13 protein-coding genes and 1 riboswitch are annotated in these 15255 nt (G+C 43.0%); of the genes, 6 read left to right on the forward strand and 7 right to left on the reverse strand.

Translation table 11 applies throughout. From position 1 onward, the window contains the following. The first annotated feature begins 130 nt into the window (after positions 1-130). Positions 131-1411, forward strand: a complete 1281-nt coding sequence (gene aroA, locus B7360_RS11725; RefSeq protein ID WP_005390707.1) for a 3-phosphoshikimate 1-carboxyvinyltransferase — start codon at positions 131-133, stop codon at positions 1409-1411. Positions 1412-1476: 65 nt separating this feature from the next. Here the strand turns inward: aroA and B7360_RS11730 are convergent, their stop codons facing one another. After that, entirely contained in the window at positions 1477-1725 is a 249-nt protein-coding gene (locus B7360_RS11730) for a YciN family protein (protein ID WP_005387884.1), read from the reverse strand. Between the two features lie 438 nt (positions 1726-2163). Here B7360_RS11730 and topA point away from each other — a divergent pair, with 438 nt between their 5' ends. From topA to B7360_RS11750, 4 genes are all read left to right on the forward strand, one after another. Continuing rightward, the gene (gene topA, locus B7360_RS11735; protein WP_005390711.1) at positions 2164-4794 is read left to right on the forward strand and encodes a type I DNA topoisomerase; all 2631 of its coding nucleotides are present in this window, start codon (positions 2164-2166) and stop codon (positions 4792-4794) included. Between the two features lie 610 nt (positions 4795-5404). Then, positions 5405-6622: a glucose-1-phosphate adenylyltransferase gene (glgC, locus tag B7360_RS11740; RefSeq protein ID WP_005390714.1), complete on the forward strand. Its 1218-nt coding sequence runs from the start codon at positions 5405-5407 to the stop codon at positions 6620-6622. Next, complete coding sequence (gene glgA, locus B7360_RS11745) at positions 6612-8069, forward strand: glycogen synthase GlgA (RefSeq protein ID WP_101911861.1); 1458 nt, start codon at positions 6612-6614, stop codon at positions 8067-8069. Before glgC ends, glgA begins: the two co-directional genes overlap by 11 nt. 110 nt (positions 8070-8179) lie before the next feature. Then, on the forward strand, positions 8180-8983 hold the full coding sequence (locus B7360_RS11750; RefSeq protein ID WP_006742124.1) for an alpha/beta fold hydrolase: 804 nt from the start codon (positions 8180-8182) through the stop codon (positions 8981-8983). Between the two features lie 37 nt (positions 8984-9020). On the opposite strand, the gene B7360_RS11755 is transcribed toward B7360_RS11750, so the two are convergent. From B7360_RS11755 to torD, 5 genes are all read right to left on the reverse strand, one after another. Continuing rightward, the gene (locus B7360_RS11755; protein ID WP_005390719.1) at positions 9021-9341 is read right to left on the reverse strand and encodes a hypothetical protein; all 321 of its coding nucleotides are present in this window, start codon (positions 9339-9341) and stop codon (positions 9021-9023) included. Between the two features lie 20 nt (positions 9342-9361). Beyond that, positions 9362-10048 (reverse strand): TVP38/TMEM64 family protein, encoded by a 687-nt coding sequence (locus B7360_RS11760; RefSeq protein WP_046874737.1) that lies wholly within the window; start codon positions 10046-10048, stop codon positions 9362-9364. Between the two features lie 115 nt (positions 10049-10163). Next, entirely contained in the window at positions 10164-10754 is a 591-nt protein-coding gene (locus B7360_RS11765; protein ID WP_005390721.1) for a TfoX/Sxy family DNA transformation protein, read from the reverse strand. A 116-nt stretch (positions 10755-10870) separates the two neighbouring features. Continuing rightward, positions 10871-10960, reverse strand: a riboswitch (cyclic di-GMP riboswitch). 285 nt (positions 10961-11245) lie between these two features. Then, positions 11246-12250: an HTH-type transcriptional repressor PurR gene (gene purR / locus B7360_RS11770; RefSeq protein WP_053807169.1), complete on the reverse strand. Its 1005-nt coding sequence runs from the start codon at positions 12248-12250 to the stop codon at positions 11246-11248. Positions 12251-12717: 467 nt separating this feature from the next. After that, positions 12718-13365: a molecular chaperone TorD gene (torD, locus tag B7360_RS11775; protein WP_065645390.1), complete on the reverse strand. Its 648-nt coding sequence runs from the start codon at positions 13363-13365 to the stop codon at positions 12718-12720. A 266-nt stretch (positions 13366-13631) separates the two neighbouring features. Here torD and torR point away from each other — a divergent pair, with 266 nt between their 5' ends. Beyond that, positions 13632-14342 carry a two-component system response regulator TorR gene (gene torR, locus B7360_RS11780; protein ID WP_005390726.1) on the forward strand — a complete coding sequence of 237 codons (711 nt, stop codon included), beginning with the start codon at positions 13632-13634 and terminating at the stop codon, positions 14340-14342. A 72-nt stretch (positions 14343-14414) separates the two neighbouring features. On the opposite strand, the gene elyC is transcribed toward torR, so the two are convergent. Then, entirely contained in the window at positions 14415-15200 is a 786-nt protein-coding gene (gene elyC / locus B7360_RS11785; protein ID WP_006742121.1) for an envelope biogenesis factor ElyC, read from the reverse strand. Positions 15201-15255: the final 55 nt, after the last annotated feature.

Genomic DNA, 15255 nt, shown 5'->3' on the forward strand with positions numbered 1-15255 from the left:
AGGATATTCATTAATTAGCGCCGATTTACTCTGGTTTTGTCGTGTTTTTTTGGGTAGTCTGAATTCACGAAGAATTGTTTAGCCCTCATAAAAATCGTATGTTGAGGGCACAAAGGATTATCAACTTTTAATGGAAAGCCTAACGTTACAACCTATCAATAAAATTCAAGGGGAAGTGAATCTTCCTGGCTCTAAAAGCGTTTCTAATCGAGCTCTTTTACTTGCTGCTCTTGCTAAAGGCAGAACTCGCCTTACTAACCTCCTCGACAGTGATGATATCCGTCATATGCTGAATGCGCTGACTAAACTCGGCGTTCAATACCAACTTTCCGAAGATAAAACAGAATGTCTCGTTGAAGGCCTTGGGCGTCCGTTTTCTGTCTCAGAACCGGTAGAGTTATTTCTCGGTAATGCTGGCACTGCGATGCGACCATTAGCTGCGGCTCTTTGTCTTGGAGAAGGGGAGTATGTACTGACGGGCGAACCTCGTATGAAAGAGCGTCCAATTGGTCACCTTGTCACGGCACTGAAAGATGCTGGTGCGAACGTTGAGTACATGGAAAACGAGAACTTTCCGCCTCTCAAAATAGTCGGTACTGGCCTAAAAGCAGGTACAGTTTCTATCGATGGATCCATTTCAAGTCAGTTCTTGACCGCTTTCTTAATGTCTGCGCCATTGGCTGAAGGTGAAATTCGCATCAACATCGAAGGCGAGTTGGTTTCTAAGCCTTATATCGATATCACCCTGCATATCATGAAGCAGTTTGGGGTCGATGTGATCAACAACGACTATCAAGAGTTTGTGATTCCTGCCGGTCAGCAATACATCGCTCCAGGTGATTTCTTGGTTGAAGGTGACGCGTCTTCTGCTTCTTACTTCTTAGCGGCGGCAGCCATCAAAGGCGGAGAAGTTAAAGTCACGGGTATCGGTAAAAACAGCATTCAAGGTGATATTCAATTTGCTGATGCGCTTGAAAAAATGGGTGCAGAAATTGAATGGGGTGATGACTACGTAATTTCACGTGTTGGTCAATTGAAAGGCATCGATATGGATTACAACCATATCCCTGATGCTGCAATGACCATCGCGACAACAGCGCTATTTGCCGAAGGCACTACTGCTATTCGTAACGTTTATAACTGGCGTGTAAAAGAAACAGACCGTTTGTCAGCTATGGCGACGGAATTACGTAAAGTTGGTGCGGAAGTGGAAGAAGGGGACGACTACATCATCGTCAAACCTGTCTCTCAGTTAAAGCATGCTGCGATTGATACTTACGATGATCATCGAATGGCGATGTGTTTTTCGCTGGTGGCACTTAGTGATACGCCTGTGACGATCAACGATCCAAAGTGTACGTCGAAAACGTTCCCTGACTACTTCGACAAACTTAAGGCTTTAAGCTGCTAAATATCCTGACCTGAAACAGGAAAGCCAGAGTGAATAACACTCTGGTTTTTTTTTGTTTTCCGCTACTATTTAACCAGCGTAAATTCCTTGGAAAGGTGATGCGCTAAGTATTTGAACATATTGAATACTGCAGTCGTATTTGAAGTTGGTAAACCTTTGTCATCAAGGAAGTATTCACCTTTAAAAACTAAAACACCTTCTTTTTCTTCTACGCTTGTTGCTCGCATCCCTTCGATGTAATCATCGTGCTCTTGGATGATTTGGTTAGCGATCAAAAGAAGGTCGAACTCTTCGATAAACGTTCTATCAGACATACTTTTTCTACCATTCATTTCAGTTGAGAACGCTGAGTATACCTACAACTAAAATGGGTTTGCATGATTAATTCAGTCAATCGTTCACTTAGCCTAAACAGATCAATTTTTAGAGTGTAAGTATGATTAGTTGGAGGAGTATGACAGAGCCACTGAACGAAACTATTTTGTGATGCGTAACAAAATTTATTGCATTGGATTAGCGGATGCTAAGTTTGCCTGTTTAGATATGCCGCTCAATACCTTTCAGAACCCTGTCTCTTTGAAGTATAAAGACGATGAATTGTCAACCAATCGGATCTGAATTTCAAAAAAGCAGTTGATCTTCTTTTCATCTCGCACAATAGTAAAAAAAGAAGCAATGAAATAGAACATTATGCGGGTGGCCTTTAAACAAGGTTTCTACCCGCATTATTATGAAGGACGTTAGAGTCAGTTATGGGTAAATCACTCGTTATAGTGGAGTCACCAGCCAAGGCAAAGACGATAAATAAGTACCTTGGTAAAGACTTTATTGTTAAGTCTAGTGTTGGTCATGTGCGTGATCTGCCTACGGCCGGTCAAAGCACTGGTGAGAAAAAAGCCGCAGCCATCTCAACAAAAGGGATGAGTCCGGAAGAGAAAGCGCGCGTTAAAAAAGAGAAAGACCGCAAAGCGTTGATCAAAAAAATGGGGATTAACCCATATCATGACTGGGAAGCGAATTACCAAATCCTTCCAGGCAAAGAAAAAGTTGTCAACGAACTACAAAAACTCGCCAAAGACGCAGATTGCGTTTATCTCGCAACCGACTTGGACCGCGAAGGGGAAGCAATCGCATGGCACCTTCGTGAGATCATCGGTGGCGATGAAGAGCGATACAAACGTGTAGTTTTTAACGAAATTACGAAAAACGCGATCCAACAAGCTTTCCAGACACCTGGTGAGCTGAACATGGATGGTGTAAATGCCCAACAAGCACGTCGCTTCATGGACCGTGTCGTTGGTTTTATGGTTTCACCTCTACTTTGGAAAAAAGTGGCTCGTGGTTTATCTGCTGGTCGCGTGCAGTCTGTTGCGGTGAAACTATTAGTTGAGCGTGAGCGTGAGATTAACGCGTTTGTACCAGAAGAATTCTGGGATATTCATGCGAATACGAAAACGAAAGACAAAGCGGACTTTAAACTACTTGTTGCTCAGAAAGATGGTTCTGCGTTTAAGCCAGTTAATGAGGCAGAAACCAAAGCAGCGATGTCTGTGCTTGAGAATGCAAGTTACGAAGTATGTAAGCGTGAAGATCGCCCGACGAAGAGCAAGCCTTCAGCACCTTACATCACCTCTACGCTTCAACAGGCAGCGAGTACACGTCTGGGCTACGGCGTGAAAAAGACCATGATGCTAGCTCAGCGCCTCTATGAGGCCGGTTACATCACTTATATGCGTACTGACTCGACTAACCTAAGTGCCGAGGCTGTGGACGCTGTACGTGACTTTATTGGTTCTGAATTTGGTGATAAGTACTTACCAGCGAAACCGCTGACGTATGGCAGTAAAGAAGGGGCACAGGAAGCGCACGAAGCGATCCGTCCTTCAAATGTGGGTGTTAAAGCGGAAGACCTGCAAGGTGTCGATGCTGATGCGCACAAACTTTACGCTTTGATTTGGAATCAGTTTGTCGCGTGTCAAATGACACCAGCAGAATACGATTCAACAACCATCAGCGTAAAAGCGGCAGAATACACGCTTAAAGCAAAAGGCCGTATCCTTAAATTTGACGGTTGGACTCGTGTACAGCGTCCAATGGGCAAAAACGAGGATACAATCCTTCCTGCGGTACAACTTGGCGATAAGCTAAGCTTAGAGTCACTTGACCCTAAACAGCACTTTACAAAGCCACCTGCGCGCTACACTGAAGCAGCACTGGTTAAAGAGCTGGAAAAACGAGGCATTGGCCGTCCTTCGACTTATGCATCGATCATTTCTACGATTCAAGATCGTGGTTACGTAAAAGTTGATCAGCGTCGTTTCTACGCCGAAAAAATGGGCGAAATTGTTACCGACCGCCTTGATGACAGCTTTAACGATTTAATGAACTACGACTTCACTGCCCGCATGGAACAGAAACTGGACCAAATCGCTGAAGGTGAAGTGAACTGGAAAGCAGTGCTAGATAACTTCTTTGCTGATTTCACTGGCGATCTTGAAAAAGCGGAATTGGATGAGTCAGAAGGTGGCATGAAGCTAAACCACATCGTCATGACGGATATCGAGTGTCCGACGTGTAGCCGTCCAATGGGCATCCGTACTGCTTCGACAGGTGTGTTCTTAGGCTGTTCAGGTTACGCGTTACCACCAAAAGAGCGTTGTAAGACAACCATCAACTTGGGTGACGAAGAAGGTATTATTAACGTTCTAGAAGAAGACGTTGAAACCGCAGCTCTTCGTGCTAAAAAGCGTTGTCCGATCTGTGAAACAGCGATGGACGCATACCTGATTGATGACAAGCGTAAGATGCATGTTTGTGGTAATAACCCGAACTGTGAGGGCTACCTTGTTGAATACGGTGAGTTCAAAGTCAAAGGCTATGATGGTCCAGTTGTTGAATGTGACAAATGTGGCTCTGATATGGTGCTTAAGAACGGTCGCTTTGGTAAATACATGGACTGTACGAGTGAAACGTGTAAGAACACTCGTAAGATTCTTAAGAATGGCGAAGTCGCGCCACCGAAAGAAGATCCTGTTCATTTCCCCGAGTTACCATGTGAAAACTCAGATGCGTATTTCGTACTTCGTGATGGTGCTTCAGGTCTATTTATGGCAGCAAGCAACTTCCCGAAATCGCGCGAGACACGTGCTCCTTTGGTTGCGGAACTGGCACGTTTTGAAGAGCGTTTACCTGAGAAGTTCAAATACCTAGCGACCGCACCGCAAGAAGATCCTGATGGTCGTCCTGCAGTTGTACGCTTTAGTCGCAAAACAAAAGAGAACTACGTTCGTTCGGAAGAGAACGGCAAACCATCTGGTTGGACAGCGCTCTTTGTTGAAGGTAAGTGGGAAGTCACAGATAAGCGTAAAAAAGCGAAAGCATAAAAATGCACCATTAAGGTAATGTAAAAAGGCAGCGATATCGCTGCCTTTTTTGCGTAGGGGCCGACAGTTTTCTCCTGCGCATTCTTCCTTTAATCGACCTTTCCTCACTTTAACAAGCACCATTGTCGCTAGAAAACACCAGAGTCACGATTTATTGGTAGCGAACGTATTTTTTATGTAAAAAACATTCGTCGTAACTTTCATTTTGCGTTCATATATTTGTTATATATTAAGCTCAAAAAGTCGGTGGTGTAGTGAATCCGTTCGTAAATTGTTTTCATAATGTAATCGTTTGCTTTTGCATGTGTGATCTAGATATCGTCTTGAGTAAGCAAGAACTGTATGGAACACAGAATGGCGTATTAAAAATTGTAATTTAGAACCTGCTTAGATAATTTATTACAAAAATTAGTGCAACTGTGTGCATTTTGCGTCGAAAAATAAGAAAAGAGTGGACGTTGCATACTGGAAGTGCCGTAGCTTTTTTATCGTGTTGTAAGAGTTCAAAGAAACTCCTGATACGGTTACTAAATGTATTCGCTTGACTCCCCGAGTATGACTCATTCAAGCGAGTACCAAATCCAAGCTATAACGATATGGAGAACAACAAATGGCTGGTGTTTTGGGAATGATTCTTGCTGGCGGTGAAGGCTCTCGTTTGAGACCTTTAACAGAATCTCGTAGTAAACCTTCGGTACCGTTTGGTGGTAGCTATCGATTGATCGATTTTGCTCTAAACAATTTTGTAAATGCGGATTTAATGCGCATTTACGTCCTCACCCAATTTAAATCTCAATCTTTGTTCCATCATTTAAAAAAGGGCTGGAACATTAATGGCATCACTGACCGCTTTATCGATCCTATTCCTGCTCAAATGCGCACTGGTAAGCGTTGGTACGAAGGAACGGCAGACGCGATCTATCAAAATCTCCGTTTTATGGAATTAGAGGAACCAGAGCAAGTTTGTATTTTTGGCTCTGACCATATCTATAAGATGGATATCAAACAAATGCTGAACTTCCATTCAGAAAAGCAGGCTTCTCTGACGGTATCTGCATTGCGTATGCCACTAAAAGAGGCGTCGCAATTTGGGGTTATCGAAGTGGACAGTGAAGGTCGCATGATAGGCTTTGAAGAGAAACCAGCAAACCCGAAGTCAATTCCTGGCGATCCTGATTACGCTTTAGTTTCAATGGGTAACTACGTTTTTGAAGCTCAGGTGTTATTCTCTGAGTTGGTTGAAGATGCGGATAATGAAGCTTCATCACATGATTTTGGGAAGGATATTATTCCTAAGATGTTCCCTCGAGGTGACGTGTTCGTGTATGACTTCAGTACTAACAAAATCAGCGGTGAAAGAGAAGAGGTGTACTGGCGTGACGTGGGAACCATTGATGCGTACTGGGAAGCGCACATGGATCTGCTAGAAAAAGACGCACCGTTTTCACTATATAACCGTAAATGGCCGCTGCATACTTATTATCCTCCATTGCCGCCAGCGACATTTACAGACTCTGACAATGGCCGTGTTCAGATCATCGACAGTTTGGTATGTAATGGCAGTTACGTCAGAGGCTCAAGAATAGAAAAGTCGGTGCTTGGGTTCCGCAGTAATATTGCATCTGCTTGCGATATCAGCGAATGTATCCTTCTTGGTGACGTGAAAATTGGCGAAGGCTGTGTTTTACGTCGTGTGATTGTCGATAAGGATGCCGATATTGCTCCTGGTACTCAGATTGGTGTGAATCTTCAAGAAGATAAAAAACACTTCCATGTGTCTGAGGAGGGCATTGTTGTTATTCCGAAAGGAGCTCGAGTTGGCTACTAACAACTTATCTATTCTGTTTGTAGCTTCTGAGGTTGAAGGCCTCATTAAAAGTGGTGGCTTGGCAGATGTTGCCAAGGCACTACCGGAAGCCCTTCAAAACCTACAGCAAGACGTAAGAATTACCATCCCTGCGTACAGCAGTATTGATAAACTCGCAGACGCAGAAGTTGTATTAGAAACAGAATTAACATCATGGCCGCATTCGGAGTATCGAGTTTTGCGGCTCATGTTAGGTCAAAATCCTGTTTACCTGATTGATTGTCCGCCGTATTTCAATCGACCATCGATGTATGCGGAGAACAACCAAGCGTATACCGATAACGGTGAGCGCTTTGCGTTTTTTAGTGCGGCATGTTTAGACATGTTGCCGAAGCTTGCTTTTCAGCCGGATATCGTACACGCGAACGATTGGCACACTGGTCTTGTTCCATTTTTGCTCAAGCACAGGTATAGCAATGATCCGTTTTTTGCTCATACTAAAAGCGTCATTTCAATTCACAATGCGGTCTTTAAAGGCGTATTTAGTTATGAAGACGTACAGTGCTTGCCAGAGTTTCATTGTCGAAACGTTCCCGATGCTGCGGTGAGTGCAACGCATATTACGATGCTCAAAGCTGGTGTAATGAATGCAGATAAGATAAACGCGGTCAGCCCTACTTACGCAGAGGAACTCAAAACAGAGCTTGGCAGTCATGGAATGGCTTGGGAGTTTCAGCAACGCGCGCAGGACTTAGTTGGTATTTTGAACGGTTGTGATTACAGTGCTTGGAACCCGGAAACGGATACTTACTTGCCAGTTAATTACTGCGCTGACCAACAAAGTATGACGCAAGGCAAGAAAGCGTGTAAACAAGCATTACAACTGCGGCTAAATTTGCCTGAAAAAGATGTAGCCATGTTCGGTATGGTTTGTCGGTTGACCCAGCAAAAAGGTGTGCATTACTTGTTGCCTGCTTTGGCCGATTTTTTGAAGCACGATGTTCAACTAGTTGTCGTTGGGACCGGAGACCCTGTACTAGCCGCTCAGCTAGAAGAGGTTGCTGCACAGTTTTCTAGTAAATTTGTCTTCGTAGAAGCCTATGATAATGAACTTGCGCATATCGTTGAAGCGGGTTCTGATTTCTTTCTGATGCCTTCTGAGTTTGAACCATGTGGTTTAAACCAAATCTATAGTATGGCTTATGGGACATTGCCGATAGTACGTGGTGTCGGTGGTCTAAAAGACAGCGTCAACGATTATGATGTGAACCCTTCTGAAGCGACGGGGTTTGTTTTTTTCGAACCGACACCGCAGGCATTGTTGTTAACGATGCTAAGGGCACTGTTGCTCTATGCTCAAAACGAACCTGAAGTGAATAAAGTACAGTTGCACGCGATGCAACAAGATTTTTGTTGGCAAAAGGCCGCAGAAGCTTATTTGCAACTTTACAATTCGGCGTTAAATTAACTTAAAATTGTAACGAAAGGCACCGAATGAGGTGCCTTTATTATCTTGAGTAAGGGGAGTGTGGTAGGATGGCTTTTTACTCAATAGCACGACCTTTTTGATACTTGAATATGACCCAGCCGCTACTTTTTCATAAAACCTATTTGCACCCTACTAGTCATGAGTGGGTTGTATTTGTGCATGGTGCTGGCGGTAGCTCTTCTATCTGGTTCAAGCAAATCAAAGCTTACAAGCAACACTTTAACTTATTGCTGATCGATTTAAGAGGTCATGGAAAGTCAAATCAGTTACTTAAAGAGCTCATTGCCAGCCGTTATACCTTTACGGAAGTTACCCAAGATATTTTGAAAGTATTGGATCATTTAAAGATCCAATCCGCTCATTTTGTCGGTATGTCACTTGGTACCATTATTGTTCGAAACCTTGCTGAATTATCAGCAGAGCGCGTGCGTTCAATGGTACTCGGTGGCGCTGTCACAAGGCTCAATACTCGTTCTCAAATATTGGTTAAATTAGGTAATTTTTGTAAGCATATCCTGCCGTACATGTGGCTCTACAAACTTTTTGCGTACATTGTTATGCCACAGAGAAGCCAGCGAGAGTCTCGCCATCTTTTTATTCGTGAGGCCAAGAAGCTTTGCCAAAAAGAATTTAAACGTTGGTTTATTCTTGCTGCTGATGTAAATCCTTTAATGAAGTATTTTAAAGATCGAGAGTTACCCATTCCCACACTCTATTTAATGGGCGACAGAGATTACATGTTTATTAAGCCTGTTAAAGAAATGGTTGCGGCGCATAAGCTTAGTGTTTTACGAGAGATCCCCAACTGTGGTCATGTTTGTAATGTTGAGCGCCCTGAAGATTTCAATCAACATTCCATCGAATTTATTAAGCAGCAAACGGTTTCTGCTTAGCGCTGAATAAATCGATTGAGTAGGAGTAGGGGAGTTATTAAGGCTCCCCTATTTGATGTCCACATTGCCAACAAGCACCAAACTGCCCCTCGTTTACCTCATGGCACTTCGGGCACTGCCAATCTTGATACTCATTTCCATCGGATTGTTTGCGGTAGGCTTGTACTATTCCTTCTGCTTTTACTTGTTGTTTGGCGTCAAAAAGCCAGACATAAGGATCGGTATCATCACTAAACGGCAGCTCTCCTTTTAAACCGAAAATACCTTCTCCGCGGACTTCACAGTAGACTTGCTCGGTTTTCAATAATTCGCACACGATATGCGCTTCTGCTGGGTTTTTAGCAATGAATATTTTCATTAAACACGTCCACTTACTAATTATGAGTTTTGCTGACTCGGTGTTGGCCTTACTTTATTCATAACCCATTTAGTGATGATTGGAAACAGCCCCAGTAACGCAAAAGAGGCCAATACCGCAGGTGAAATAATGCCTGACAGGCTTTCAATTGTTGCTAACTGAGTACCGGCGTTTAAGTAAACTGCAGTGCCTGGCAACATACCTACTTGGCTAGTAAGGTAAAATCGACCTACAGACATTGGCGTTAAGCCCATCAACAAGTTGATAAGAAAGAAAGGGAATACCGGAATGAGACGCAAGGAAAATAGATAAAATGCACCGTCTTTTTCGACACCTTGGTTAATTGCGATTAACTTATTGCCAAACTTGTTTTGTACCCAGTCACGCAGCAAATATCGGCTGCTTAAAAATGCTAGCGTTGCACCCATAGTACTGGCGAAAGAAACCAGTAATAAGCTCGTCCAAAAACCAAATAGAGCCGCACCAAGTAATGTAACCACAGCAGCCCCAGGAATAGAAAAAGCGGTAATTGCAATGTAGGCAAAAAAGTAAATAGCTGCCGAAAAAACAAAGTTCTGATCGATGTATGTGGTCAGCGCTTCTTGTTGGGCTTTTGCATTTTCCAACGTTAAATACTGACTAAAGTTAACGCCTAAAAAGATAATGATCGCGACCAGGATTAGGCCTAATATCAGTTTCTTATTCATATTTATGATTCCAATTTGGGATATATGTAATAAGACAGAAGGAAAGTCGAAAAAATTTCACAAAAAAACCGCAGATTAGACTGCGGTTTTACAAGATAGTTTTTAAGGCCGACTTTTATTGGAGGCCATTCATCAACTCATCTCGGCGAGCTTGAGGTACAACGCTCCAATGAGTACCGTTAATAGCACCTTCTAGTGCCCATAACAGTTCAATGTTGACGGTTGCAGAGTGCGTATCTCTTATCGCTTTATAAGCGTTAAGTGCACCTTCCTCTTCCAGTTTTTCTACTGACTCAATGCCTGCTTTTTTTAGCATGCGTTCAGTAGCCAGTCGTAAGTTAGGCAAATCTTTTAAGCGATTAGGCTTTGTAGTTGCTTGCTGTTCTTTTTCAAGCTTTGCCTTTTTCAACGATTGGTTAGCTACTTCGATTAAGCGTTCGCTAGACTCCCATAAATCGTTGGAAATTGCGTAGTACTTAGTAACGACTGGGAAGCCACGTTTTTTATAAACGTAAGGCTTTAGCCCTTGTTTCTCGAAGTCAGATGAAGTTTGTTGGTCTGCTCTTATATGAAGCTGATTATTTACAACTAGTGCAAACATTGTTTCATCAGCGAATAGTCCGAAGCCACCAAACATTGAGCGCGACTTGATATTACCAAGTGCCTCAAATAGCTTCATAGAGTCTTTGAGTATTGGTTTATCCATGTTTTGTTATCTCGGTGTAATTAATATTACGCCACCAAAAGTCAGGTCCGAGAGAGTAGCAAACATGCGCAAAAGCAATGTCATTACAGGGTAAAGTCATCGCTTGCACACTTGCCATCGGTAACCCCGCTACCTTCCATATAGTACTATGGTTCAGGCCGGAGGCTTTGCGTCCCACCCTTTCGAATGGTTTGCCCTGTGCGTGACAGAATGAGCATACTTCGTATATTGAATTAACATCACGTTTTACCCGTAAAAGTGTGATTTTGGTTCAATAAAAAGTGTCGGCAAGCGCATGTTTGTGCATATTTGAGAATAAGGCGGGATGATCTCGAGGTTGTGAGGGAGTGTGATTTACCTACATATAAAACAGAGACTTAGAGATTCGGGATTTTTTGTCTAACAAACCTAAGTCAGGGAAAAGTTATTTAGAGGTAAAAAATAAGCGCCCTTTTAGAGCGCTTATTTGACATCGTTATATTTGGCGAATTTTAGTTCATTTTCTTCACGGTGTTTCGAATTACAAGCTCAGGTTGCATTTCGAAAATTCGCTTTTCGTGTTCTTTATCTTTGATTCGCTCAAGTAGGATCTCGAACGCATTTTTACCCACACGACGTTTAGGTTGGTGGATAGTTGTTAACGGTGGAGAGAAGTATTCCGCAAGCTCGATGTTGTCGTAGCCGATCACTGAAATATCATCAGGAACTTTGATACCATTTTGTTGTAGGCGGCTCATTAGGCCCAGAGCCATTGTGTCGTTAAAACAGAATACCGCTGTCGGACGTTTGTCCATTGCTGTAATTTTATCTGCGACTAATACGGCCGTATCACATTCAAAGTTACCTTCAAGGATCCAATCTTCATTTACAGCTAGGTTTGCTTCGCTCATCGCGCGACGGAAACCTGCAATGCGCTCTTGGCAAGCAAGTTTTTCAAAATGACCGCTTAGACAAGCAATATCAGTATGGCCATTGTCGATCAGATGTTTGGTTGCGATGTAGCCACCTTCTTCTGAGTTATCCATGATCTTGTCCGCTTGTGAGCTTTCTGGACCCCAATCCATGACCACTTTAGGAATGTCGGCATGACGGTCAAGCATCTCTTTAAGCTCTTCGGTCAAGTCAGAACACATCACTAGGATGCCATCAACACGTTTTTCAGCCAGCATACGGATGTAATCGCGTTGTTTTTCGTAAATCCCACCCGTATTACACAGAATCAGAGTGTAGCCTTGGCGGTAACAGTAGCTCTCAACCCCGTCAATCACTTCTGAGAAGAATAGGTTGGTTGACTGCGTTACTAACATGCCAATCGTACGAGTTGAGTTGCACTTTAGGCTGCGTGCAACCGCACTTGGCGCGTAATTCAACTCGTCCACGGCTTTCATTACTTTTTCTTGCGTTGCTTCTGCAACGAAACGCGTTTTATTGATAACGTGCGAAACTGTCGTAGTGGAAACGCCGGCTAAGCGAGCAACGTCTTTTATAGTGGCCATAAATGGTGTCCTGTATCGAGCTACTGAAATATGTCGTGTTGGATGTACCTGATGCTCTAATGGTTTACACCCAGCAATCTAAGGTTGGCGCTAAGTGTTTCGGCAGCGGTTGGTCCAAGCACGACAAAAGGGTACGTAGCAGCATCGGTCGATGAATTTTATCTTTTTTCTATCTGATGAGAAATTGCCATCAACCTGTTAAAAAACACAAAAACCGCTATATTTCAGCGGTTTACATATAAATCATATTTAATCGTTTGCGCTCACATTTTAGCCCTATGTGGACTGACTAGCAATGTTTTCAGCAAGAGATTTGTGTATTTGAAGTCACATTTTGACTGCTAAATAACCAAGCGTCTTTGAGCTAAGTTAAGGCAAACGAATAATATACCCAACTTACTTACATTCAGTTATTTCAGGTATACAGGAAGCCCGATAGGCGGGCTCCTTAAAAAAATAGGCAGCAATTATTCCCCAAGAAGGTAAGCGCTGTCTAGTTTACAAAATGCAACTAATAGTTTCGCGACGTTCGAGTAGAACCCAAATTCGTCGAATTGTTTACATTTGTCTGCAAACTGAGGTAGCCAAGACATCAACTGTTGCTGGATAAAGTCGTTTTGTTTAACGAAGGCTTCTTCCATGTGTTTTTCTTGCTCAAGCTCGTTTGAGCGGATAATCATGTTGCCGAGAAAGTCGAGTTCAACGGCTAAGTGGTCCGCAGGCTCTTTTAGATTTTCATCTACTTGAACGCCAAATTCTGCCATCAACTTTTCCATTTCCTCGGCTGGCTTGTCATTCAGCAAACCTGATTCACCGATGTACATCGATGCGTAAGGAAGAGCGCCGTATTTTTCTGTCTTCAAAAACAGTTCACAAAAGTCAGCAGCAAGCTCCAATTGAGCGTCTTCACGATCTTGCAATCGGTTTAGCGCATCAACGAGGCTATCAACGGCTGGTTTCAGCGACTCATTTTCACCTAAACCTGCTAGAAAACTACGAATTTCAACACTGTGGTAGGCTTCCAGCTCTTTCTCTGTTAGCTCTTTTGCGAACAAGCTCGAAAACCACCAGTAAATTTCAGCGCGTTTTTCATTAAAAGCTTTCACTTCTTGCATTTTGGGCTCCTGAATGATGCTTCAAGTTGTGCATCACAAAGTCAATTAGGGATATCCCCTAAGTGTAATCAATTAAAATGAATAGCAGTAACTATAATTATTATGTTTTATGGTCAAAAATTAACGTTTATTAATAGCGATGGGTAAGCTTGTTTTGAATCAATAAAAACGCTAAATCTTGCTTTTTAATGTATCTATGACTAGAAATGTTACTAGTTATGAATAGAATACGTCTTGGATAATAAGAAGACAGAAAAGTGGTGTAAATGAGCTATCACGTATTAGTCGTAGAAGATGATGTTGTAACTCGTAGTAAGCTTGCGGGATATTTCCAAAATGAGGGTTACCAAGTCAGCGAAGCAGAGAGTGGCGCAGAAATGCGTGAGGTCCTGCAAGCGGGTGATGTAGACCTAATCATGCTGGATATCAACCTGCCGGGTGAAGACGGCCTGATGCTTACTCGTGAATTACGTAGCCAATCGGATATTGGTATCATATTAGTAACAGGACGCACGGATAGCATTGATAAAATCGTAGGCCTAGAAATGGGCGCTGACGATTATGTGACAAAACCTTTTGAATTGAGGGAGTTGTTGGTTCGCGTAAAAAACTTGCTGTGGCGTATTTCAGCAGCGCGTAGCGGTAGCGCGAAAGCGAACGAAACCAGTGAAGAACATATTGTACGTTTTGGAGAGTGGACATTCGACATTCAACGTCGTGCGCTGAGCCGTAACGGCGAACCCGTAAAATTGACCAAAGCAGAATACGAACTTTTGGTGGCGTTATCGTCTTACCCTAACCAGGTGTTAAGTCGCGAGCGTATTTTGAATATGATCAGCCACCGAGTTGATGCTCCCAATGATCGTACTATTGATGTTCTTATTCGACGTATGCGTGCAAAAATGGAGTTTGATCCAAAGAATCCGCAAATTTTTGTGACGGTGCACGGCGAAGGCTATATGTTTGCTGGTGATTAAACTGAACAAACCTAAGTCTTAAAAAGAAAAAGGAGAGCTTCGGCTCTCCTTTTTTGTGGTTTCAATATAGTACTACTTTGCTTCAACCATTGGTGTTTGGCCGACAGTATCACGCAATCTTTGCCAAATGCTGCCCAAGTACTCATGCCAATAAAGCTCTGTTTGTTCTAAGTAACGCGCTTTAGGTGAGTATTTATCCCAAGGTTGACTGATTTCGCTAATAGCTAAGAAGTTGGTCGGGGCTGGGATTGGTTTTATGCCTGCTGCGTTGAACTCATACAATGCACGGCTCATGTGACTCGCAGAAGTCACTAACACAATCTCCTTTTGTTGAACGAATGCAGCCGCTTGACGCGCCTCTTCCCACGTATCTTTCGCATCTTCTAATAAAATGATATCGGATTTCGCGACTCCCAACGCAAGGGCAACGTTCGCCATCATTCTCGCATGGCTAATTTCAGAACCGCCAGCATAGCCAGACAAAATTAATTTAGCACCTGGATACATTCTTAAAATACGAATGCCTTCAGTTAAGCGCATTAATGCTGCACGGCTTAACTGCGAGGTGGGTGGAATTTCGTCATCGATAACATGACCATTCCCTAAAACCATCACGTAGTCGATGGTGCCAGAAACTGGCAAAAAGGCTTTATGCTCTCGCTCTAATGGCATAAGAAGCTTGGTTGATACAGGTTGGAAGGCAACAAGAAAAATGCCAACAAAAGAGAATAGAACAACGAAGCAGCCAGTTTTACGTTTTGTGGTAAAACTAATGAGAGCAAGACCCAACAAGCCTATCAGCAGCAATGCCGGAAGTGGCATAAGCAAGGCTGACACTACTTTTTTCAGCTCAAACATACATAAATAGTCCGAAAAAACATCAATTGATAATAAAAATGAGGGTACCCCTCTT

The sequence above is a fragment of the Vibrio sp. ArtGut-C1 genome, assembly GCF_002105475.1.
Lineage (GTDB): Bacteria > Pseudomonadota > Gammaproteobacteria > Enterobacterales > Vibrionaceae > Vibrio > Vibrio diabolicus.

Coding starts and splice junctions, on each gene's coding strand:
- B7360_RS11765 (WP_005390721.1), bottom strand. CDS start 10,754: ATGGATAAACCAATACTCAAAGACTCTATGAAGCTATTTGAGGCACTT.
- torR (WP_005390726.1), top strand. CDS start 13,632: ATGAGCTATCACGTATTAGTCGTAGAAGATGATGTTGTAACTCGTAGT.
- torD (WP_065645390.1), bottom strand. CDS start 13,365: ATGCAAGAAGTGAAAGCTTTTAATGAAAAACGCGCTGAAATTTACTGG.
- B7360_RS11750 (WP_006742124.1), top strand. CDS start 8,180: ATGACCCAGCCGCTACTTTTTCATAAAACCTATTTGCACCCTACTAGT.
- aroA (WP_005390707.1), top strand. CDS start 131: ATGGAAAGCCTAACGTTACAACCTATCAATAAAATTCAAGGGGAAGTG.
- B7360_RS11730 (WP_005387884.1), bottom strand. CDS start 1,725: ATGTCTGATAGAACGTTTATCGAAGAGTTCGACCTTCTTTTGATCGCT.
- glgC (WP_005390714.1), top strand. CDS start 5,405: ATGGCTGGTGTTTTGGGAATGATTCTTGCTGGCGGTGAAGGCTCTCGT.
- B7360_RS11755 (WP_005390719.1), bottom strand. CDS start 9,341: ATGAAAATATTCATTGCTAAAAACCCAGCAGAAGCGCATATCGTGTGC.
- purR (WP_053807169.1), bottom strand. CDS start 12,250: ATGGCCACTATAAAAGACGTTGCTCGCTTAGCCGGCGTTTCCACTACG.
- topA (WP_005390711.1), top strand. CDS start 2,164: ATGGGTAAATCACTCGTTATAGTGGAGTCACCAGCCAAGGCAAAGACG.
- B7360_RS11760 (WP_046874737.1), bottom strand. CDS start 10,048: ATGAATAAGAAACTGATATTAGGCCTAATCCTGGTCGCGATCATTATC.
- elyC (WP_006742121.1), bottom strand. CDS start 15,200: ATGTTTGAGCTGAAAAAAGTAGTGTCAGCCTTGCTTATGCCACTTCCG.